Genomic DNA, 19,787 nt, shown 5'->3' with positions numbered 1-19,787 from the left:
TTATTTTTCCGTCTCCACCAATCCGCGCACGAACAGTTTCTGCATCACGACGACGACGAACACCGGCGGCAGCATCGCGAGCAGCGCGGTCGCCATCACGATCGGCCATTCGGTCAGCGCATCGGTCGTCGTGATCATCTTGCGGATTCCGACCTGGATGGTCTGCATGTCGTCGCGCGTCGTGATCAGAAGCGGCCAAAGATACTGATTCCAGCCGAGGATGAAGAGGATCACGAACAGCGCGGCCATGTTGGTGCGCGACAGCGGCAACAGCGTATCCCAGAAGAAGCGGAACGGGCCCGCGCCATCGATCCGCGAAGCCTCCAGCAATTCATCCGGCACTGTCATGAAGAACTGGCGGAACAGCAGCGTCGCGGTGGCTGACGCAATCAGCGGCAGCGAGAGGCCGGCATAGCTGTCGAGCAGATGCAGATCGGCGACGATCTTGTAGGTCGGATAGATGCGCACCTCGACCGGCAGCATCAAGGTGATGAAGATGATCCAGAAGATCGCCATCCGGAACGGAAAGCGGAAATACACGATCGCATAGGCCGAGATGATCGAGATCGCGATTTTGCCGACCGCGATCAGCAGCGCCATGATCAGCGAGTTCAGCATCATGTTGAGCACCGGCTCGCGGGTCGAGCCGCTCGTGCCGACAAACAGCGTCTGGTAGTAGGTCTCGAGGAAATGGCCGCCGGGCAGCAGCGACATCTGGCCGTTGGCGATGACGGCGTTGTCCTGGGTCGAGGCGACCAGCGCGAGATAGACCGGGAAGGCGACGATCGCGATCCCGATCCACAGGATGGCGTGAGCCAGATAGCGCTGGAAGCCCTCCTCCTCGACCATCAGTAGGTCACCTTGCGTTCGACGAAGCGGAACTGGATCGCCGTCAGCATGACGACGATGACCATCAGGATGACCGACTGCGCCGCCGACGAGCCGAGATTGCCGCCGAGCAGACCGTCCGTATAGACCTTGTAGACCAGCGTCTCGGTCGCCTTGCCGGGACCGCCGCGGGTCATGGTGTCGATGATGCCGAAAGTGTCGAAGAAGGCGTAGACGATGTTGATGACCAAGAGGAAGAAGATAGTCGGCGACAGCAGCGGGAAGATCACGGTCCAGAACCGCCGCATCGGACGGGCGCCGTCGATCGCGGCGGCCTCGATCACGCTTTTCGGGATGCTCTGCAGCCCGGCGAGGAAGAACAGGAAATTGTAGGAGATCTGCTTCCAGGCCGCGGCGAGGATGATCAGGGCTGCCGCCTGGTTGCCGTCGAGCAGCGGATTCCAGTCGATGCCCATGGCGCGCAGATAGCGCGACAGCACGCCGAGCGAGGGGTGCAGCATGAACACCCAGAGCACGCCGACCACCGGCGGGGCCACCGCATAGGGCCAGATCAGCAGCGTGCGATACAGCGTCGAGCCGCGTAGCGGCCTGTCGGCCATGACCGCGAGCAGCAGCGCGAAGGACAGCGAGGAGACCGCGATCGCGAACGAGAACACGAAGGTTCGGACGATCGCCGCGAAATAGGCCGGCTCCTTGAACAGATCGAGATAGTTCTCGAACCAGACGAAGCTGGTGGAGAGACCGAAAGCGTCCTGCAGCAGAAAGGATTGGATCACCGCCTGAACGGCCGGCCAGTAGAAAAAGATCAGGACGATCGCGAGCTGCGGGGCAACCAGCGCGTAAGGCAACAGCTTTGACTGGAAAATCGCTTGCTTTTGCATGGGCTCGGAGGAAGGGCAGGCCGCGGATGCGGCCTGCCGGTTGATGGCCCTAAAGCGCGATGAGATGAGGTTGGATCGTCATCGCGCTTTAGCTTGTCGTCTGGGCATGATCTTTTCGGAAAGCCGCTTCGCGCTTTTCCCGATCATGCCCGAAGGCATCATGTCAGCGGACGGCGGTCTTTTCAAACTGCCGCAGCATCTGGTTGCCGCGTTCGACGGCGGCGTCCAGCGCTTGCTTGGCGGTCTTCTTGCCGGCCAGCGCCTGCTCGATCTCCTCCGACCACATGTCGCGCAGCTGCACCATGTTGCCGAGGCGCAGGCCGCGGGAATTCGCGGTCGGCTCCTTGTTGGTGAGCTCGAGCAGCGGGGTCTCGAGATAGGGCTGGTCCTTGTAGAAGCCCTCTTCCTTGGCCTTGGCGTAGGCTGCCTTGGTGATCGGCAGATAGCCCGAGGCCTTGTGGATCCAGATTTGGCGGTCGGTGTCCGAGAGGAAGGTCAGGAACTTGGCCACGCCCTTGTATTCCTCGGCCGACTTGCCGCCCATCACCCAGAGCGAGGCGCCGCCGATGATCGAGTTCTGCGGCGCGCCCTTGGCGTCGGGATAATACGGCATCGGCGCCGCGGTGAAGTTGAACTTGGCCTGCGCCTTGACGTTGCCGAAGAAGGCCGACGAGGTCAGGTAGATCGGGCATTCGCCCGAGGTGAAGCGGCCTTCGCCGGTATTGGTGCGGCCGGCATAGTCGTAGGTCTTGTCCTTCTGCAGCTCGACGAGGTTCTCGAGATGCTTGACCTGCAGCGGGCCGTTGAACTCGAGCACGGTGTCGAAGCCGTCGAGGCCGTTGGCCTTGCTGGCGAGCGGCACATTGTGCCACGCCGAGAGCTGTTCGAGATTGACCCAGGTGACCCACGAGCCGGAGAAGCCGCAGGTGGCGTAGCCGGCCGCCTTCAGCTTCTTGGCGTCGTCGAACACTTGCGGCCAGGTCTTCGGAATCTCTGCGATGTTGGCCTTTTTCAGCGCATCGAGATTGATCCACATCACCGTCGACGACGAGTTGAAGGGGAACGACAGCATCTCGCCCTTGGAGGTCGAGTAGTAGCCGGTGATCGCGGGCAGATAGACGCTCGGATCGAACTTCTCGCCGGCGTCGGCCATCAGCTTATAGACCGGTTTGACGGCGCCGGTGGCGGCCATCATCGTCGCGGTGCCGACCTCGAACACCTGCATGATATGCGGCGCGTTGCCGGCGCGGAACGCGGCGATGCCGGCGTTCATGGTGTCGGCGTAGCCGCCCTTGTAGGTCGGGATCACTTTGTAGTCGGATTGCGAGGCGTTGAAGTCGTTGGCCAGCTTGACGATGACGTCGTTGTTGGCGCCGGTCATCGCGTGCCACCATTGGATCTCGGTCACCGCAAACGCGGGCGACGCGAATGCAAGCGCGGCAGCGGCTGCCGCGGCAGCGCCTAGTCGTCGAAAGAACATCAAAACCCCTCCCAATTGGAACGTCATCTTTCGTTGCGCGCGTTATCAGCGCCGGATGACGTTCAAATGACCGTATAAACGAAAGTCATGGTAGGGGGGAAGCCGAAGCGAAGGGAAGCGGTAAAAAAGGCGAAGACCGCAGCCGGCGTGCGGTGCAGCGCCAAACGCGACGTTGCACCGCAGGGTCCGATAGTTTCTCGGCGCAACGGACTGCGCATCACCTCGCCCCGTAAGAACGGGGCGAGGGAGCTGACCACCGTTGTGGTCGCTATTCGACTGCTCTCATGACGCCTTCAGCGCTTGCGCTGGGGGCCGCAGACCACGCCCTTTTCAACCAGGCCGTTGATCTCGTCCTTCGAGTAGCCGAACTCGCCGAGCACTTCCGCGGCGTGCTGGCTGAACTTCGGCGGCGTGCGGCGCAGGTTCGGCTTGGTGCGTTCGAGGCGGATCGGCGAGGCGACGCCCTTGTACCAATCCTTCTCGATGACGTCGCCGCGATGAATGGTGTGCGGGTTGGTCAGCGCCTGGTCGATCTTCTGCACCGGGCCGGCCGGCAGGCCGGCGGCGAGCAGCCGGTTGCACAGCGGCTCGGCCTCGTGCTGGCTGAACACCGCGGCCAGCTCGACGCGGAGCGCATCGCGGTTGGCGATACGGTCCTTGTTGCGGGCAAAGCGCGGGTCGGTGCCGAGCTCCGGCTTGCCGATCTCCTTGGCGAGCTTGCGGAAGGTTCCGTCATTGCCGACGCCGATGAAGATGTTGTCGGTCTTGGTCGGGAAGATCGCGTAAGGAACGAGGTTGGGATGCTCGTTGCCGGTGAGCGATGGCGGCTTGCCATGCATGAAGTAGTTCGCGGTGTGCGGATGCATGATCGCGAGCCCGGTCTCGTACAGCGTGGTCTCGATGAACTGGCCGAGCCCCGAGCGCTGCCGCTCCGACAGCGCCATCAGGATGCCGATCGTGGCGTAGAGCCCGGTGGTGATGTCGACCAGCGGCACGCCGATCCGCATCGGGCCGCTCTCCGGCGAGCCGGTCGCCGCGATCATGCCGGTCATCGCCTGGATGATCGCGTCATAGCCGGGATTGCCGCCGCGCGGGCCGTCGGCGCCGAAGCCGGAGATCCGGCAATGCACGAGGCGCGGAAATCTCGCGCGCAGCACGTCGTTGCCGATGCCCCATTTGTCGAGCGTGCCCGGCTTGAAATTCTCGATCAGCACGTCGGCGGTCTCGAGCATCTTCATCAGCACCGCGCGTCCGCCCTCGGAAGCGAGGTCGAGGCCGATCGAGCGCTTGTTGCGGTTGATGCCGACGAAATAGGCCGCATCCTCGTCATGGAAGGGAGGACCCCAGTCGCGCACCTCGTCGCCGGCGGGCGGCTCGACCTTGATCACGTCGGCGCCGTGGTCGGCGAGAATCTGGGTGCAATACGGACCGCCGAGCACGCGCGTCAGATCGATCACGCGCAGGCCGGTCATCGCGCCCGTAGCCGCTGGGGTATTCATGGAAACAACCTTCGCTCAGTTGGGATTAAACGAGGGTCCCAGAGCTAACGGTCTTCAGCCGGGGCAGCAATGCTTCCGTCGGCGCAGGCCCATGCAGCAGGCGGCGCATGCGTTCGCCAAGCGAACTGGCATCTAAAAGAGCGATGGTCCGCCACGTGTCGCGGCGGACCATTGCGTGATGTGGAATTAGACGACGCTCAGCTTGACGTCGACATTGCCGCGGGTCGCGTTGGAATAGGGGCACACATGGTGGGCCTTCTCAACCAGCGCTTCGGCGTCGGTGCGGGAAAGGCCGGGCAGCGACACCGCGAGCTCGACGGCGAGGCCGAAGCCGCCTTCCGAGCGCGGGCCGATACCGACCGTCGAGGTCACCGAGGCGTCGGCGGGAACCTTGGGGCCACCCTGCGAGGCCACGAACTTCATCGCGCCGATGAAGCAGGCGGCATAGCCGGCCGCGAACAGCTGCTCCGGATTGTTGCCGGCACCGCCGCCGCCACCGAGCTCCTTCGGGGTCGTAAGCTTGACGTCGAGCGCGCCGTCGAGCGTTGCCGCATGGCCGTCGCGGCCGCCGGTTGCCTTGGCGCTGGTCTTGTAGAGCACGTTCACAGACATCGTGGTCTCCCTTGGTGGGTGTGGACTTGAATTCGACGACGCATGTGTTGCACGCAAATAGATTGTGCACAATATAAAATATGCGGCCTCACATTTAATTGTTCGCAATTGAATCCGCGGTCCCGACAGCCCAGAATGACCCGGAAACGAGATGGATTCGATGGGAATCATGGCCAGGAAACCGACGGCGGCGGATCAGGCGCTGCGGCTCGATAACCAGATCTGCTTTGCGGTCTATTCGACGGCGCACGCCTTCAACCGCGTCTACAAGCCGCTGCTCGACCGGCTCGGGCTGACCTATCCGCAGTATCTCGTGATGCTGGCGCTGTGGGAGCGCGACGACGTGGCGGTGAAGGACCTCGGCGAGCGCCTGTTCCTGGATTCCGGCACGCTGACGCCGCTCTTGAAGCGGCTGGAGGCGGCGGAGTTGATCAAGCGGACCCGCAGCACCGCGGACGAGCGGGTGGTGCTGATCGCGCTGACGCCGCAGGGCCACGCGCTGCGCGAAAAGGCCAAGGCCGTGCCGCAGTCGATCCTCGCGGCCTCGGACTGCACCGTCGGCGAACTGATGGCGATGAAGGACGAGATCGTCGCGCTGCGCGACCGGCTGAATGCGGTGCTGGGGGAGTAGGGGCGGGCAGCGGCTTCGCCCTTCGGTCTACGCCGCGGCGGCCTTCGCTCACTTCGCTACGAGGGACTATCCGGGCTTGCCCAGCCGAAGCTCGCGAAGCGAGCGAAGGCTGGTGGAGCCAGGCGGGATCGAACCGCCGACCTCTTGCATGCCATGCAAGCGCTCTCCCAGCTGAGCTATGGCCCCTTATCCAGTAGGGATGATCCTGGGGGATCAATCCCGGCCCGCGCGGCCTACACGACTCGCGCGGCAGCACCGTTGATCATAGATCGGCGCCGATCTCAAGTCTCTTCGTCGCCGCCGACGTCACCAATAATGTCGGTGACGTCCTCATCACCCTCTTCCTCGTCGGCGATGAAGGTCGAATCGTCGTCGTCATCGTCGTCGATGGTCTCATCGACTTCGATATCGTCCTCGGATTCGGGAACCTGGGCCTTGACTTTCCCGGTGTTCTCCTCGGCATCGGCCTCCTCGAGCGAGACCATCTCTTCGGCCTCGGCGGGCTCCGGCATGTCGGCTGCGGTCGCGGGCGAAGTGACGGTCGCGCCACGGCCCCGCGGCGGGGCGACCGGCGCGATCGGCACGACTTCGCCGGTATAGGGCGAGATCACCGGATTCTTGTTGAGGTCGTAGAACTTCTTGCCCGTGGTCGGGCAAATGCGCTTGGTTCCGAGCTCGGACTTGGCCACGTGGTAATCCCAGAATTTTCCTGAAAAACGGAGCTTCACTTGGCTAGTTGAGAGGCTGCTGTCAATAGCGGTTTGCGCGCAAGTGACGGGCGCGTGACGTGGTGTTGCCTATGTGATACCTGCCGCGGCGCGAGAGGACACAATCTTGGCCCAATCTGACACCCCGACCCCGCTGGAATCGCGCGCGTGCGGCCCCCTGGCCGGCACGGTCCGCGTTCCCGGCGACAAATCGATTTCCCACCGTGCGCTGATCCTGGGGGCGCTTTCGGTCGGCGAAACCCGCATTTCCGGCCTTCTGGAGGGCGAGGACGTCCTCAATACCGCCAAATCCATGCGCGCGCTGGGCGCGAAAGTGGAGCGGACGGCGCCGTTTACCTGGTCGGTCGCGGGCGTCGGCGTCGGCGGCTTCGCCCAGCCTGCCGCGCCGCTCGATTTCGGCAATTCCGGCACCGGCTGCCGGCTGGTGATGGGCGCGGTGGCCGGCTGCCCGATCGCCGCCATTTTCGACGGCGACGCCTCGCTCCGCTCGCGGCCGATGCGCCGCATCCTCGACCCGCTCGAGCTGATGGGCGCCCGAACCAGCGACATAAGGGAGGGCGGCCGGCTGCCGCTCACCCTGCACGGCGCCCGCTATCCGGTGCCGATCGTCTACAAGACGCCGGTCGCCTCGGCCCAGATCAAGTCCGCGGTGCTGCTGGCGGGGCTCTCCGCGCCCGGCATCACCACAGTGATCGAGCAGGAGGCGAGCCGCGACCACACCGAGCTGATGCTGAAGCATTTCGGTGCCGAGATCTCCTCCGAGAAGGAAGGCAGCCACGGCAGGCGAATCTCGCTGAACGGCGAGCCCGAGCTGCACGGCGCCAACGTCGTGGTGCCCGCCGATCCGTCCTCCGCGTCGTTCCCGATCGTGGCCGCACTGATCGTCGATGGGTCCGATGTCGTGTTCTCCGACGTGATGACCAATCCGCTGCGCACCGGCCTGTTCACCACGCTGCGCGAGATGGGCGCCTCGATCGAGGAGAGCGATGTGCGCGGCGATGCCGGCGAGCCGATGGCGCAGCTGCGGGTGCGGGCCTCGAAGCTGAAGGGCGTCGAGGTGCCGCCGGAGCGCGCGCCGTCGATGATCGACGAATATCTGGTGCTGGCGGTTGCAGCCGCCTTCGCCGAGGGCACCACGATCATGCGCGGCCTGCAGGAGCTGCGCGTCAAGGAATCCGACCGCCTTGAAGCCACCGCCGACATGCTGCGGGTCAACGGCGTCAAGGTGGAGGTGTCCGGCGACGATCTGATCGTCGAGGGCCGCGGCCATGTTCCCGGCGGCGGTCTTGTTGCCACCCATATGGATCACCGCATCGCGATGTCGGCGCTGGTGATGGGCTGCGCCTCCGATCGGCCGGTGAAGATCGACGACACCGGCTTCATCGCCACCAGTTTTCCGGATTTCATCCCGATGATGCGCGCGCTCGGAGCTGATTTCGCATGATCATCGCCATCGACGGACCCGCCGCCTCAGGCAAGGGCACGCTCGGCAAGCGGCTCGCCCACCACTACGGCTACCGCCATCTCGACACCGGCGTGATCTACCGCGCGGTGGCCTATGCGATGATGCAAGCCGGTGCCGAGCTCAACAACGAGGTGCTGGCGGTGGCCGCGGCGCTCGAGCTCGACCCCGAAAAGTTCGGCAATCCGATCCTGAAGACCCAGAAGGTCGGCGATGCCGCCTCGGTGGTGTCGGCCATTCCGCAGGTTCGCGAGGTGCTGGTGAACTTTCAGCGCCAGTTCGCCGCCGATCCGCCCGGTGCGGTGCTGGATGGACGCGACATCGGCACTGTGATCTGCCCCGATGCCGACGTGAAGATCTTCGTGGTCGCCGACCCCCGCGTGCGGGCACGGCGGCGCACGCTGGAGGCGCGCGCCCGCGGCGAGGACGCCGACGAACAGGCTGTGCTCGCCGACATCCTCAAACGCGACGAGCGGGACAAGAACCGGGCGATCGCACCCTTGCGGCCGGCTCCGGACGCCCACACGCTGGACAATTCCAATCTCGACATCGAGGCCGGCGTCCGCGCCGCCATCGCCATCGTCGAGGCGGCGCGCGCCAGGCGCTAGCACAGAAGGCATGGCGGGCGGTTTTGGCCCGAAAACCCAGCAAAATTGGGCATTTCCTGCTTGCCGAAAGCAGCCTGCGGGGCTATATCAGCGCCGTTCGGAGCAGCATCGACCATGTCGAGGCCGTGTCTGAGCGGGCCGGCGATGGGTTTGAGCCAATCTCAAACGAAACCAACGCCGCATCTGGAGGAACGCCCGCTCCCAGGTCTTGCAGTCGATATTTTCGTTTCAGGCTCCGGATCTATCAAACGTACCGAACGTGCAGTCTTGCTGCCGGCCCGCTGTTGCACCTCCTGCAATGAGCGGTCGTCAGGGTTTGCGGAGCCCTGACACTTCACGCACGGTGCGCCCATCAACCCGAACGGCCGGCGAGATCCCGCGTCTGGAGAACAAATGGTTTCGAATTCTGCGTCTTCCTATACTCCCACCCGCGACGACTTCGCGGCGATGCTTGATGAGTCCTTTGCCGGCGGCAATTTGCAGGAAAGCTCGGTCATCAAGGGCAAGGTGGTTGCAATTGAGAAGGACATGGCCGTCATCGACGTCGGCCTGAAGACCGAAGGTCGCGTTGCGCTGCGCGAATTCGCCGGCCCCGGCCGTGAAAGCGATCTGAAGGTCGGTGACGAAGTCGAGGTGTTCCTCGACCGTATCGAGAATGCGCTCGGCGAAGCCGTGCTGTCGCGCGACAAGGCGCGCCGCGAGGAAAGCTGGGGCAAGCTCGAGAAGGCGTTCCAGAACAACGAAAAGGTCAACGGCGTCATCTTCAACCAGGTCAAGGGCGGCTTCACGGTCGACCTCGACGGTGCGGTGGCCTTCCTGCCGCGCTCGCAGGTCGACATTCGTCCGATCCGCGACGTTGCGCCGCTGATGAACAATTCGCAGCCGTTCCAGATCCTCAAGATGGACCGCCGCCGCGGCAACATCGTGGTGTCGCGCCGCACGGTTCTCGAAGAGACCCGCGCCGAGCAGCGCCAGGAGCTGGTGCAGAACCTCGAAGAGGGTCAGGTGATCGACGGCGTGGTCAAGAACATCACCGATTACGGTGCGTTCGTTGATCTCGGCGGCATCGACGGCCTGCTGCACGTGACCGATATCGCCTGGCGCCGCGTCAACCACCCGACGGAGGTGCTGACCATCGGCCAGACGGTGAAGGTCAAGATCATCAAGATCAACCACGAGACGCACCGCATCTCGCTCGGCATGAAGCAGCTGTTGGATGATCCGTGGCAGGGCATCGAAGCCAAGTACCCGCTGGGTGCCCGCTTCACCGGCCGCGTCACCAACATCACCGACTACGGCGCGTTCGTCGAACTCGAGCCGGGCATCGAAGGCCTGATCCACGTCTCCGAGATGTCGTGGACCAAGAAGAACATGCACCCCGGCAAGATCGTTTCGACCTCGCAGGAAGTCGAAGTGCAGGTGCTGGAAGTGGATTCGGTCAAGCGCCGCATCTCGCTCGGCCTCAAGCAGACCATGCGCAATCCCTGGGAAGTCTTCGTCGAGAAGTTCCCGGTCGGTTCGGTGGTCGAGGGCGAGGTCAAGAACAAGACCGAGTTCGGTCTGTTCCTCGGTCTCGAGGGCGATGTCGACGGCATGGTCCACCTCTCCGACCTCGACTGGAAGCTTCCGGGCGAGCAGGTCATCGACAACTTCAAGAAGGGCGACATGGTCAAGGCCGTGGTGCTCGATGTCGATGTCGAGAAGGAGCGGATCTCGCTCGGCGTCAAGCAGCTCGAAGGCGACCCCTTCGCCGAGCCGGGCGACGTCAAGAAGGGCGCGGTCGTGACCTGCGAAGTGCTCGAAGTGAAGGAGAGCGGCATCGAGGTCCGGATTTCGGGCACCGAGTTCACCACCTTCATCAAGCGGTCCGAGCTGGCCCGCGACCGCAACGACCAGCGCGCCGAGCGCTTCGCCGTCGGCGAGAAGGTCGATGCCCGCGTCATCCAGTTCGACAAGAAGGCCCGCAAGGTGCAGGTCTCGATCAAGGCGCTCGAAGTCGCCGAAGAGAAGGAAGCCATCGCGCAGTACGGCTCCTCCGACTCGGGTGCGACGCTTGGCGACATCCTCGGCACCGCGCTGAAGAACCGCGGCACCGACAAGTAAGCGTTCGCACGATTTGAGCGAACAATCGGGGCCCCGGCGCAAGCCGGGGCCCTTTTTGTTTGGAGGTATCCGTAGCCCGGATGGAGCGAAGCGAAATCCGGGACTTTCTATCCGTGCTGCTGAAGCCTCCCGCATTACGCTTCGCTCCATCCGGGCTACGGATTTATCTTCTCCTTCCCCCTGAAAGGGGGAAGGTCGGGATGGGGGTCAGCCGCAGGCGATGCTGCTCATGGAGAGAGCAGATCCCCACCCGCTTTGCTCTCGCGAGCAAAGCGACCTCCCCTTTTCAAGGGGAGGTTAGGGCGCAGCCGGGACGAAGCGCACGTGCATCCGGGCTACAGGTACCTCCAAAGACCGGGCCTTTGTTTTCTTCATATTGCGTCGCAATTGATGTATTTGGCTAAGCTGATAGTGACGCTGCGACTGCAAAACGCGCAGATTGCGCGCTGACCATTTCTGGAGAGATCGGATGTCGCTGGATTCAGACGTGATCGTCGATCGCCGCCGCATCAGGCGCAAACTGACGTTCTGGCGCGTCGCCGCCGCGGTCATTGCGATCGCGGCCATCGTCGGCGTGGGCGTGGTCGCCGCCGGCGGGCGCGGCACCTTTTCGACATCGAACACCATCGCGCGGGTCAATATCGACGGACTGATCCGCAGCGACCAGGATCGCGTCGAGGCGCTGGAGCGGCTCGGCAAGTCGAGCTATGCGGCTGTTGTCGTGCACATCAATTCGCCCGGCGGCACCACCGCCGGCTCCGAGCAGCTCTACGACTCGCTGATGCAGCTGAAGGCGAAGAAGCCGCTTGTCGTCGTGGTCGAGGGATTGGCCGCCTCGGGCGGCTACATCACGGCGATCGCCTCCGATCATATCGTCGCCCAGCAGACCTCGCTGGTCGGCTCGATCGGCGTGCTCTTCCAGTATCCGAACGTTTCGGAATTGCTCAAGACTGTCGGCGTGAAAATGGAGGAGATCAAATCTTCCCCGCTGAAGGCGGCGCCCAACGGCTTCGAGCCGACCAGCCCGGAGGCCCGCGCCGCGATCGACGGTCTCGTCAAGGACTCCTATGCATGGTTCCGTGGATTGGTGAAGCAACGGCGCGGCATGGACGACGCCCTGCTGGAAAAGGTCGCAGACGGTCGCGTCTTCACCGGCCGGCAGGCGGTCGATCTCAAGCTGGTCGATCAGCTGGGAGACGAGAAGACCGCGATCGCCTGGCTGGTTGCGGAGAAGAAGGTCAAAAGCGACCTGCCGGTGCGCAATTACAAGCTCAATCCGCGGTTCGGCGACCTGACCTTCCTGCGCACGGCGGCGTCCGTGACGCTCGATGCGTTCGGTCTTGGCGCGATCGCGCGGCGGATCGAGCAGGGTGGCGTGGCCGAGGCAGTCGACCGGTTCGGGCTTGACGGCATGCTGGCGCTGTGGAGCCCGGCTGGAACCAACTGATCGGCTGCCAAAGGCGTGCTCGTCAGGCTATTCCCGCTTTGCGGGAATCGCCGCATGCCCCAATTGGGCTATTTGTCACGTGATTTCACGACGCTCTAAATCGATTTAGCGTCTTGACAGTGCACGGCATTTTCACGGAAATGGGTTTCCGCAAGAGCCCGGATCCCACTTTCGATGATCAAATCCGAACTTGTTCAGCGTATCGCCGAGCACAACCCGCACCTCTACCAGCGGGATGTCGAGAACATTGTGAATGCGATTCTCGATGAAATCGTCGCGGCGCTGGCTCGTGGCGACCGTGTCGAGCTGCGCGGTTTTGGCGCATTCTCGGTGAAGCACCGTCCGGCGCGCGCCGGCCGCAATCCACGCACCGGCGAGCATGTGCCGGTCGACCAGAAGAGCGTGCCGTTCTTCAAGACCGGCAAGGAAATGCGCGAGCGCCTCAACCGCGACGTGACCGAGGCGGGCGCCGCCAAGGTCGATGCGCCCAAGGCTGATGCTTAAGGTCGACGCCTAAGGCGCGACGTCAGGCGTTGCCGTGTTGCGGGCGATGCGCCCGCATTTGCTCCATCGCTGCGAGAGATGGTCATGCGAAAGTTTTTCACGGCAGTGGTCGTCATTCCGCTCGGACTGATCTTCATCATTTTTGCAGTCGCCAACCGTCACTGGGTGACGGTGTCGTTCGATCCCTTCAATTCGGTGACCCCCACGGTTGCGGTCACACTGCCGCTGTTCGTCGTCATTATCGCCTCCGCGATCCTGGGCGTGATCGCGGGCGGCATCGGAACCTGGTTCAAGCAAGGGCGCTGGCGCCGCGCGGCCCGGCAGCACGAGGCTGACGCCCGCCATGTCCGCGCCGAGCTCGCCGACCTCAGGGCCGCCGCCTCCCGGGACGACGCGCAGCGCCGTCCGGCCCCGGCCCTATCAGGCTTTTACGGGGCCGCCGGGCGAGACAAGCAGGGCGCGACGTTGTAGAACCCGCCCCGTCGGACCGGGGTCCACCCCGGTTCCGGCCGCCCGAAAACCCGTTTTGAGACCCGTTTCGAGACCATGCCCCTGCTCGTCAAAATCTGCGGCCTGTCCACGCGCGAGACGCTCGACGTCGCGCTTGAGGGCGGTGCCGACATGGTGGGGTTCGTGTTCTTTCCGCCGTCGCCGCGTCACATCAGCCTTGAGACCGCGCGCGAGCTCGGCAGCCGCGCCAAGGGCCGCGCCGTCAAGGTCGCGCTGACCGTCGATGCCGACGATGCGACGCTTGAGAACATCGTCGAGACGCTGCGGCCGGATATCCTGCAATTGCACGGCAAGGAGACCACGGCGCGGCTGCGCGACATCAAGGCGAAGTTCGGCCTGCCGCTGATGAAGGCGCTGCCGGTCGAGACCGCAGCCGATCTCGCCCCGCTGCCGGGTTATGCCGGCGTCGCCGATCGTATCCTGTTCGATGCCCGCGCGCCGAAGGATGCCACGCGGCCGGGTGGCCTCGGCGCGCCGTTCGATTGGCACGTGCTGGAAAATCTCGATCTCGCGCTGCCCTACATGGTCTCCGGCGGGCTCAATGCCGACAACGTCGCTGAAGCTGTCCGCGTCACGCGCGCCGGCGGCGTCGATGTCTCGTCGGGCGTCGAGGGCACGCCCGGCGTCAAGGATCCCGAATTGATCCGCGCCTTCATCCGCGCCGCGCGCGCAACCCAAGAACTGATGGTTCGATGAATCCAAACCTGCCCAATTCATTCCGCAGCGGCCCCGACGAGCGCGGGCATTTCGGCATTTTCGGCGGACGCTTCGTCGCGGAAACGCTGATGCCGCTGATCCTCGATCTCGAAAAAGCCTATGCCGACGCCAAGGCCGATCCGGCGTTCCAGGCCGAGATGAACGTCTATCTGAAGGACTATGTCGGCCGGCCCTCGCCGCTCTATTTCGCCGAGCGGCTCACCGAGCATCTCGGCGGCGCCAAGATCTATCTGAAGCGCGAGGAGCTCAACCACACCGGCTCGCACAAGGTCAACAATGTGCTCGGCCAGATCATGGTCGCGCGCCGCATGGGCAAGAAGCGCATCATCGCCGAGACCGGCGCCGGCCAGCATGGCGTGGCGACGGCAACGCTGTGCGCGCGGTTCGGGCTCGAATGCGTGGTCTATATGGGCGCGGTCGACGTCGAGCGGCAGCAGCCGAACGTGATCCGCATGGAGATGCTGGGCGCCAAGGTCGTCCCGGTGCAGTCGGGCGCGCGCACGCTGAAGGATGCGATGAACGACGCGCTGCGCGATTGGGTCACCAACGTGCACGACACCTTCTATTGCATCGGCACGGTGGCGGGACCGCACCCCTATCCGATGATGGTGCGCGACTTCCAGTCGATCATCGGCCACGAGACCCGCAAGCAGATGCAGGAGGCCGAGGGCCGCCTGCCGGATTCGCTGATCGCCTGCATCGGCGGCGGCTCCAATGCGATGGGCCTGTTCCATCCGTTCCTCGACGATCCCTTGATCGAGATATTCGGCGTCGAGGCGGCCGGTCACGGACTGACGCAGCTGCATGCCGCTTCGCTCGCCGGCGGGCGTCCGGGCGTGCTGCACGGCAACCGCACCTATCTCTTGATGGATGCCGATGGCCAGATCGAGGAAGCGCATTCGATCTCGGCCGGCCTCGACTATCCCGGCATCGGCCCGGAGCACGCCTGGCTGCACGAGACCGGCCGCGTGAAGTATCTCTCGGCGACCGACGAGGAGGCGCTGGCTGCCTTCCAGCTGCTGTCGCGGCTCGAGGGCATCATCCCCGCGCTGGAATCGGCGCACGCCATCGCGAAACTGTCCGAGCTCGCACCGCAGCGGCCCAGGGATCACCTGATGGTGGTCAACCTCTCGGGCCGCGGCGACAAGGACGTGCCGCAGGTTGGCGACATCTTGAAGGGCAGGAAGAAGTGAAAGGCCGGGGACGTTTCTCTTACCTCTCCCCATTGGGGAGAGGTCGGCTGCGCAGCAGCCGGGTGAGGGGTCTTTCCGCTCACTCGAACCGGAGCGATGTTTCTATCATCTCAAGTACGCCTTCGAGATTCTCGTACACGTCGGTGTTGGAGACCCGAACGAGGAGAAAGCCGCAAGCTTCAAGGACTTCCGTCCTCGCTTGGTCGCGTTTCACCTCTGATGACGTTGAATGCGTCACACCATCGACTTCAACAATCAGCTTGCCGTCAAGCGTAACGAAATCAACAATGTACCGGTCAATCGGGTGCTGGCGACGAAATTTCCATCGCGCCAATCTTCGGTTGCGCAGTGCCTGCCAAAGTTTCGCTTCGGCGCTCGTCTGTGACGCCCGGAGGCTTCGCGCTCTCGCCTTGAACCGCTCCATCCCCCTCACCCGGCTGCTGCGCAGCCGACCTCTCCCCGGAGGGGAGAGGTATAGCACAGCGACTGTCACACCATGACCACCCGTATCGACGCACGTTTCGCCGAGCTGAAGCAGCAGGGCCGCTCCGCTTTCGTCACCTTCGTGATGGCCGGCGATCCCGACGCCAAGACCTCGCTCGACATCCTCAAGGCGCTGCCGAAGGCCGGCGCCGACGTCATCGAGATCGGCATGCCCTTTACCGATCCGATGGCCGACGGCCCGTCGATCCAGGCCGCGGGCCTGCGCGCGCTCAAGGGCGGCATGACGCTGCGCAAGACGCTGGCGATGGTCCGCGACTTCCGCAAGGAGGACAACGTCACGCCGATCGTGCTGATGGGCTACTACAATCCGATCTACATCTACGGCGTCGACAGCTTCCTGGCCGATGCCAAGACCGCCGGCGTCGACGGCCTGATCATCGTCGACCTGCCGCCGGAAGAAGATACCGAGCTCTGCATCCCCGCGATGAAGGCCGGGCTGAACTTCATCCGGCTGGCGACGCCGACCACGGACGACAAGCGCCTGCCGGCGGTGCTCGCGAACACTTCGGGCTTTGTCTATTACGTCTCGATTACCGGCATCACCGGCGCTGCGACGGCCGATTCGAAGGTGGTCGCGGAAGCTGTGGCCCGGATCAAGCGGCACACCAAGCTGCCGGTCTGCGTCGGCTTCGGCATCCGCACTCCGGAGACGGCGCGCGCGATCGCCGAGAACGCCAACGGCGCCGTGGTCGGCACCGCAATCGTCGATGTGGTGCGTGCCAACCTCGATGCCGAGGGCCGCGCGACGCCGAAGACCGTGAGCGCGGTGGCGGACCTGGTGTCGGCGCTGGCGCAGGGGGTCCGGGGCGCCAAACAGGCCGCTGAATAAGCCACATTTTGCGGCAACAAGGCCGCCGATGGCGGCTTGCCGGGCTCGCCCGGCCCGCCATATATCCAGCTGGTGCGGAACCGATCCGCATTTCGGAGCGAACCATGAATTGGCTCACCAACGTCGTCCGGCCGAAGATCCGCAACATCCTGCGGCGCGAGACGCCGGAAAACCTCTGGATCAAGTGTCCGGATTCCGGACAGCTCGTGTTCTACAAGGACGTCGAGGCCAACCAGTTCGTGATCCCCGGCTCGAACTACCATATGCGCATGGGCGCGGTGGCCCGGCTGAAGTCGATCTTCGACAACGAGACTTGGTTCGATGTCGCGCTGCCCGAGGTGACGGCCGATCCGCTGAAATTCCGCGACGAGCGCAAATATGTCGACCGCATCAAGGACGCCCGCACCAAGACCGGGCTGAACGACGCGATCAAGGTCGGCTACGGAAAGTTAGAGGGCGCCGGCGTCGTGGTCGCGGTGCAGGATTTCGATTTCATGGGCGGCTCGCTCGGCATGGCCGCCGGTGAAGCGATGGTGCGCGGGCTCGAGCTCGCGGTCGAGAAGAAGTCGCCGTTCATCGTGTTCGCCGCATCCGGCGGCGCGCGGATGCAGGAAGGCATTCTGTCGCTGATGCAGATGCCGCGCACCACCGTCGGCGTGCAGATGCTGCGCGAGGCGCGTCAGCCCTACATCGTGGTGCTGACCAATCCGACCACCGGCGGTGTCACCGCGTCCTATGCGATGCTCGGCGACATCCAGATCGCCGAGCCCGGCGCGCTGATCGGCTTTGCCGGCGCGCGCGTGATCGAGCAGACCATCCGCGAAAAGCTGCCGGACGGCTTTCAGCGCGCCGAATATCTGCGCGAGCACGGTATGGTCGACATGGTGGTGCATCGCCATGAGATGAAGGCCACGCTGGCGCGGCTGTGCCGCCTGCTGACGAAGGCGCCGGCGCTCGAATCCGCATCGAAGCCCAAGGCCCCGGTCACCGAGCCGGCCCAGATCGTCACGGCGCCGGAGACGGTGCCGGCCGCGCCGCACGCGTGACCGCAAGCGCCGCCCCATCGCAGGCCTCGTTCGAGGCGTTGATCGCGCGGATATCGGCGCTGCATCCCAAGCGCATCGATCTCAGCCTCGATCGCATGCGCGGCCTGATGGAGCGGCTCGATCATCCCGAGCGCAAGCTGCCGCCGGTGATCCATGTCGCCGGCACCAACGGCAAGGGCTCGACCATCGCCTATCTGCGCGCGATCCTGGAGGCGTCGGGCCTGCGCGTGCACGTCTTCACCTCGCCCTATCTGGTGCGGATCAACGAATGCTACCGGCTGGGCGCCAAAGGCGGCGGCAAGCTCGTCGGTGACGATGAGCTGCGCGAGACGTTCGAGCACTGTGAGCGCGTCAACGGCGGCAATCCCATCACCATCTTCGAGATGGAAACGGCGGTGGCATTCTGCCTGTTCGCCAGGCATCCTGCCGATGTCGCGCTGCTCGAGGTCGGGCTCGGCGGCCGGCTCGATTCGACCAATGTGGTCGAGACGCCGCTCGCCTCGGTGATCGCGCCGGTCAGCATGGACCACATGGAATTCCTCGGCGACAATCTGACGGCGATCGCCGGTGAAAAGGCCGCGATCATCAAGCGCAAGGTGCCGGTGATCTCGGCCGAGCAGGCGCCGGATGCGATGGCCGTGATCGAGGCGCAGGCGAACCGCATGCGCGCGCCGCTACATGCGGCCGGCCAGCAATGGCATGTCGGCGTCGAGCGCGGCCGGCTGGTGTATCAAGACGAGCGCGGCCTGCTGGATCTCGCCGCGCCGAAACTGTTCGGCCGGCACCAGTTCGACAATGCGGGCCTCGCGATTGCGACGCTGCGCGCGATCGACAAGTTCAAACTCAACATCGCGGCCTTTGAAGCCGGCATCGTCAATGCGGAATGGCCGGCGCGAATGCAGCGGCTGGTTTCCGGCGCGCTCGTCGGCCAGGGGCCGCAGGGCTCCGAGGTCTGGCTCGACGGCGGACACAATGCCGAGGGCGGCCGCGTTGCGGCCGCGGCGCTCGGCGATCTCGAGGAGCGCGTGTCGCGGCCGCTGGTCGTGATCGCAGGGATGATGGCCAACAAGGACGCCAACGCTTTCCTCGCTAATTTCGCCGGGCTGACCCGCCACATCATCGCGGTCCCGGTGCCCGGCCGCGACAACGGCATGGCGCCGGACAGACTAGCTGACGCCGCGCGGGCGCTCGGCATGCGGGTCGAGATCGCTGATGGCGTCGCCGCCGCGCTGCAACGGCTTGCGATGCTGGCCTATGAGGTGCCGCCGCGCATCCTGATCACCGGCTCGCTGTACCTTGCCGGCCCGGTGCTTGCGGCCAACGGCACGCCTCCTGCATAAATGGTCGCGCGTCCCGAATGCGGTGCGCATGAGGGAGGATAAGACACCATGCGTTTTGCTGCGATCGCCGACATCCACGGCAATCATCTCGCGCTCGAAGCCGTGCTGTCGGACATCCGCGCGCAGGGCATTTCCGACATCGTCGATCTCGGCGACATGGTGAGCGGGCCGCTCGACGCCCGGCCCACGATCGATATGCTGATGGCGCTCGATGCGGTCCATCTGCTCGGCAATCACGACCGCTATCTGATCGACCGCCCGCACGAGAAAATGGGCTCCTGGGAGCGGCTGACCTATACCCAGCTCGAGCCGCGGCATCTCGACTGGCTGCGCACGCTGCCGGCGAATGCGGTCTATCGCGAGGAGGTTTTCCTCTGTCACGCAACGCCCCAGGATGACGAGACCTACTGGCTCGAGACGGTATTGCCGGGCGGCGAAGTCTGCATGTCCTCGCTGGAAGCGATCGAGGCGAGAGCAGCCGGCGTGGGGCAGCCGCTGATCCTCTGCGCACACACGCATACTGCGCGCGCCGTGCGGCTTCGCGACGGCCGGCTGATCGTCAATCCCGGCAGCGTCGGCTCGCCCGGCTATCGCGTCGGCAAGCCGCATCCGCATGTCGTGGAGGCCGGTTCGCCCGATGCGCGCTACGCGATCCTCGAGCAGGTCGATGGTGGCTGGGACGTAACCTTCCGCCACATCCCCTACGACCACGCGGCAATGGCGGCGCTGGCGCGCCAGCACGGCCAGGCCGAACTCGCCTCGGCGTTGGCAACGGGATGGATTCGGTAATCCGTAGCCCGGATGGAGCGAAGCGAAATCCGGGACCGCGACATCCGCGGACGCG

The 19,787-nt window shown here is 64.6% G+C and carries 20 protein-coding genes and 1 tRNA gene; 13 read left to right on the top strand and 8 right to left on the bottom strand.

Going from position 1 to position 19,787, the window contains the following annotated elements; genetic code table 11:
• The 5 genes from ugpE to ACVWYP_RS04695 form a co-directional block, all read right to left on the bottom strand.
• Entirely contained in the window at window positions 1-849 is an 849-nt protein-coding gene (gene ugpE / locus ACVWYP_RS04715; RefSeq protein ID WP_028341715.1) for a sn-glycerol-3-phosphate ABC transporter permease UgpE, read from the bottom strand.
• A complete protein-coding gene (gene ugpA, locus ACVWYP_RS04710) occupies window positions 849-1,730 on the bottom strand; it encodes a sn-glycerol-3-phosphate ABC transporter permease UgpA (protein ID WP_304497916.1) in 882 nt (293 codons plus the stop codon). Before ugpA ends, ugpE begins: the two co-directional genes overlap by 1 nt.
• A 163-nt stretch (window positions 1,731-1,893) precedes the next feature.
• Window positions 1,894-3,210 carry a sn-glycerol-3-phosphate ABC transporter substrate-binding protein UgpB gene (gene ugpB / locus ACVWYP_RS04705; RefSeq protein WP_028341713.1) on the bottom strand — a complete coding sequence of 439 codons (1,317 nt, stop codon included), beginning with the start codon at window positions 3,208-3,210 and terminating at the stop codon, window positions 1,894-1,896.
• Window positions 3,211-3,503: 293 nt separating this feature from the next.
• A complete protein-coding gene (locus tag ACVWYP_RS04700) occupies window positions 3,504-4,709 on the bottom strand; it encodes a CaiB/BaiF CoA transferase family protein (RefSeq protein ID WP_304497915.1) in 1,206 nt (401 codons plus the stop codon).
• A gap of 186 nt (window positions 4,710-4,895) precedes the next feature.
• A complete protein-coding gene (locus tag ACVWYP_RS04695; RefSeq protein ID WP_304497914.1) occupies window positions 4,896-5,321 on the bottom strand; it encodes an organic hydroperoxide resistance protein in 426 nt (141 codons plus the stop codon).
• A gap of 169 nt (window positions 5,322-5,490) precedes the next feature.
• Between ACVWYP_RS04695 and ACVWYP_RS04690 the strand changes: the two genes are divergently transcribed.
• Entirely contained in the window at window positions 5,491-5,952 is a 462-nt protein-coding gene (locus tag ACVWYP_RS04690; RefSeq protein ID WP_057020441.1) for a MarR family winged helix-turn-helix transcriptional regulator, read from the top strand.
• A gap of 110 nt (window positions 5,953-6,062) precedes the next feature.
• Here ACVWYP_RS04690 and ACVWYP_RS04685 read toward each other — a convergent pair.
• Window positions 6,063-6,138: transfer RNA gene (locus ACVWYP_RS04685), tRNA-Ala, on the bottom strand.
• A 95-nt stretch (window positions 6,139-6,233) separates the two neighbouring features.
• A complete protein-coding gene (locus tag ACVWYP_RS04680; protein ID WP_028341708.1) occupies window positions 6,234-6,641 on the bottom strand; it encodes a TIGR02300 family protein in 408 nt (135 codons plus the stop codon).
• A gap of 145 nt (window positions 6,642-6,786) precedes the next feature.
• Between ACVWYP_RS04680 and aroA the strand changes: the two genes are divergently transcribed.
• The 8 genes from aroA (at window position 6,787) to trpB (ending at window position 15,224) form a co-directional block, all read left to right on the top strand.
• The gene (gene aroA / locus ACVWYP_RS04675; RefSeq protein ID WP_304497913.1) at window positions 6,787-8,124 is read left to right on the top strand and encodes a 3-phosphoshikimate 1-carboxyvinyltransferase; all 1,338 of its coding nucleotides are present in this window, start codon (window positions 6,787-6,789) and stop codon (window positions 8,122-8,124) included.
• Entirely contained in the window at window positions 8,121-8,750 is a 630-nt protein-coding gene (cmk, locus tag ACVWYP_RS04670; RefSeq protein ID WP_304497912.1) for a (d)CMP kinase, read from the top strand. Before aroA ends, cmk begins: the two co-directional genes overlap by 4 nt.
• Before the next feature lie 393 nt (window positions 8,751-9,143).
• Complete coding sequence (rpsA, locus tag ACVWYP_RS04665) at window positions 9,144-10,853, top strand: 30S ribosomal protein S1 (RefSeq protein ID WP_018269280.1); 1,710 nt, start codon at window positions 9,144-9,146, stop codon at window positions 10,851-10,853.
• 469 nt (window positions 10,854-11,322) lie between these two features.
• Entirely contained in the window at window positions 11,323-12,300 is a 978-nt protein-coding gene (sppA, locus tag ACVWYP_RS04660) for a signal peptide peptidase SppA (RefSeq protein ID WP_028341705.1), read from the top strand.
• A 174-nt stretch (window positions 12,301-12,474) separates the two neighbouring features.
• The gene (locus ACVWYP_RS04655; RefSeq protein WP_016847379.1) at window positions 12,475-12,804 is read left to right on the top strand and encodes an integration host factor subunit beta; all 330 of its coding nucleotides are present in this window, start codon (window positions 12,475-12,477) and stop codon (window positions 12,802-12,804) included.
• A gap of 84 nt (window positions 12,805-12,888) precedes the next feature.
• Complete coding sequence (locus tag ACVWYP_RS04650) at window positions 12,889-13,275, top strand: LapA family protein (protein WP_028341704.1); 387 nt, start codon at window positions 12,889-12,891, stop codon at window positions 13,273-13,275.
• A gap of 75 nt (window positions 13,276-13,350) precedes the next feature.
• A complete protein-coding gene (locus ACVWYP_RS04645) occupies window positions 13,351-14,010 on the top strand; it encodes a phosphoribosylanthranilate isomerase (protein WP_028341703.1) in 660 nt (219 codons plus the stop codon).
• Complete coding sequence (gene trpB / locus ACVWYP_RS04640) at window positions 14,007-15,224, top strand: tryptophan synthase subunit beta (RefSeq protein WP_304497911.1); 1,218 nt, start codon at window positions 14,007-14,009, stop codon at window positions 15,222-15,224. Before ACVWYP_RS04645 ends, trpB begins: the two co-directional genes overlap by 4 nt.
• A gap of 79 nt (window positions 15,225-15,303) precedes the next feature.
• Here the strand turns inward: trpB and ACVWYP_RS04635 are convergent, their stop codons facing one another.
• Window positions 15,304-15,648: an endonuclease domain-containing protein gene (locus tag ACVWYP_RS04635; RefSeq protein ID WP_304497910.1), complete on the bottom strand. Its 345-nt coding sequence runs from the start codon at window positions 15,646-15,648 to the stop codon at window positions 15,304-15,306.
• A gap of 72 nt (window positions 15,649-15,720) precedes the next feature.
• On the opposite strand from ACVWYP_RS04635, the gene trpA reads away from it, so the two are divergent.
• The 4 genes from trpA to ACVWYP_RS04615 all read left to right on the top strand — a co-directional run bounded on the left by trpA (window position 15,721) and on the right by ACVWYP_RS04615 (window position 19,732).
• Entirely contained in the window at window positions 15,721-16,557 is an 837-nt protein-coding gene (trpA, locus tag ACVWYP_RS04630) for a tryptophan synthase subunit alpha (protein WP_304497909.1), read from the top strand.
• 104 nt (window positions 16,558-16,661) lie between these two features.
• On the top strand, window positions 16,662-17,603 hold the full coding sequence (gene accD, locus ACVWYP_RS04625) for an acetyl-CoA carboxylase, carboxyltransferase subunit beta (RefSeq protein WP_304497908.1): 942 nt from the start codon (window positions 16,662-16,664) through the stop codon (window positions 17,601-17,603).
• Window positions 17,604-17,698: 95 nt separating this feature from the next.
• Entirely contained in the window at window positions 17,699-18,943 is a 1,245-nt protein-coding gene (locus tag ACVWYP_RS04620; protein WP_245288769.1) for a bifunctional folylpolyglutamate synthase/dihydrofolate synthase, read from the top strand.
• A 48-nt stretch (window positions 18,944-18,991) separates the two neighbouring features.
• Window positions 18,992-19,732, top strand: a complete 741-nt coding sequence (locus ACVWYP_RS04615; RefSeq protein WP_304497907.1) for a metallophosphoesterase family protein — start codon at window positions 18,992-18,994, stop codon at window positions 19,730-19,732.
• Window positions 19,733-19,787: the final 55 nt, after the last annotated feature.

It is taken from the genome of Bradyrhizobium sp. USDA 3262, assembly GCF_054060035.1.
Note: the sequence above shows the minus strand (reverse complement) of the source record. Positions and strands in the feature narration are given on the sequence as shown.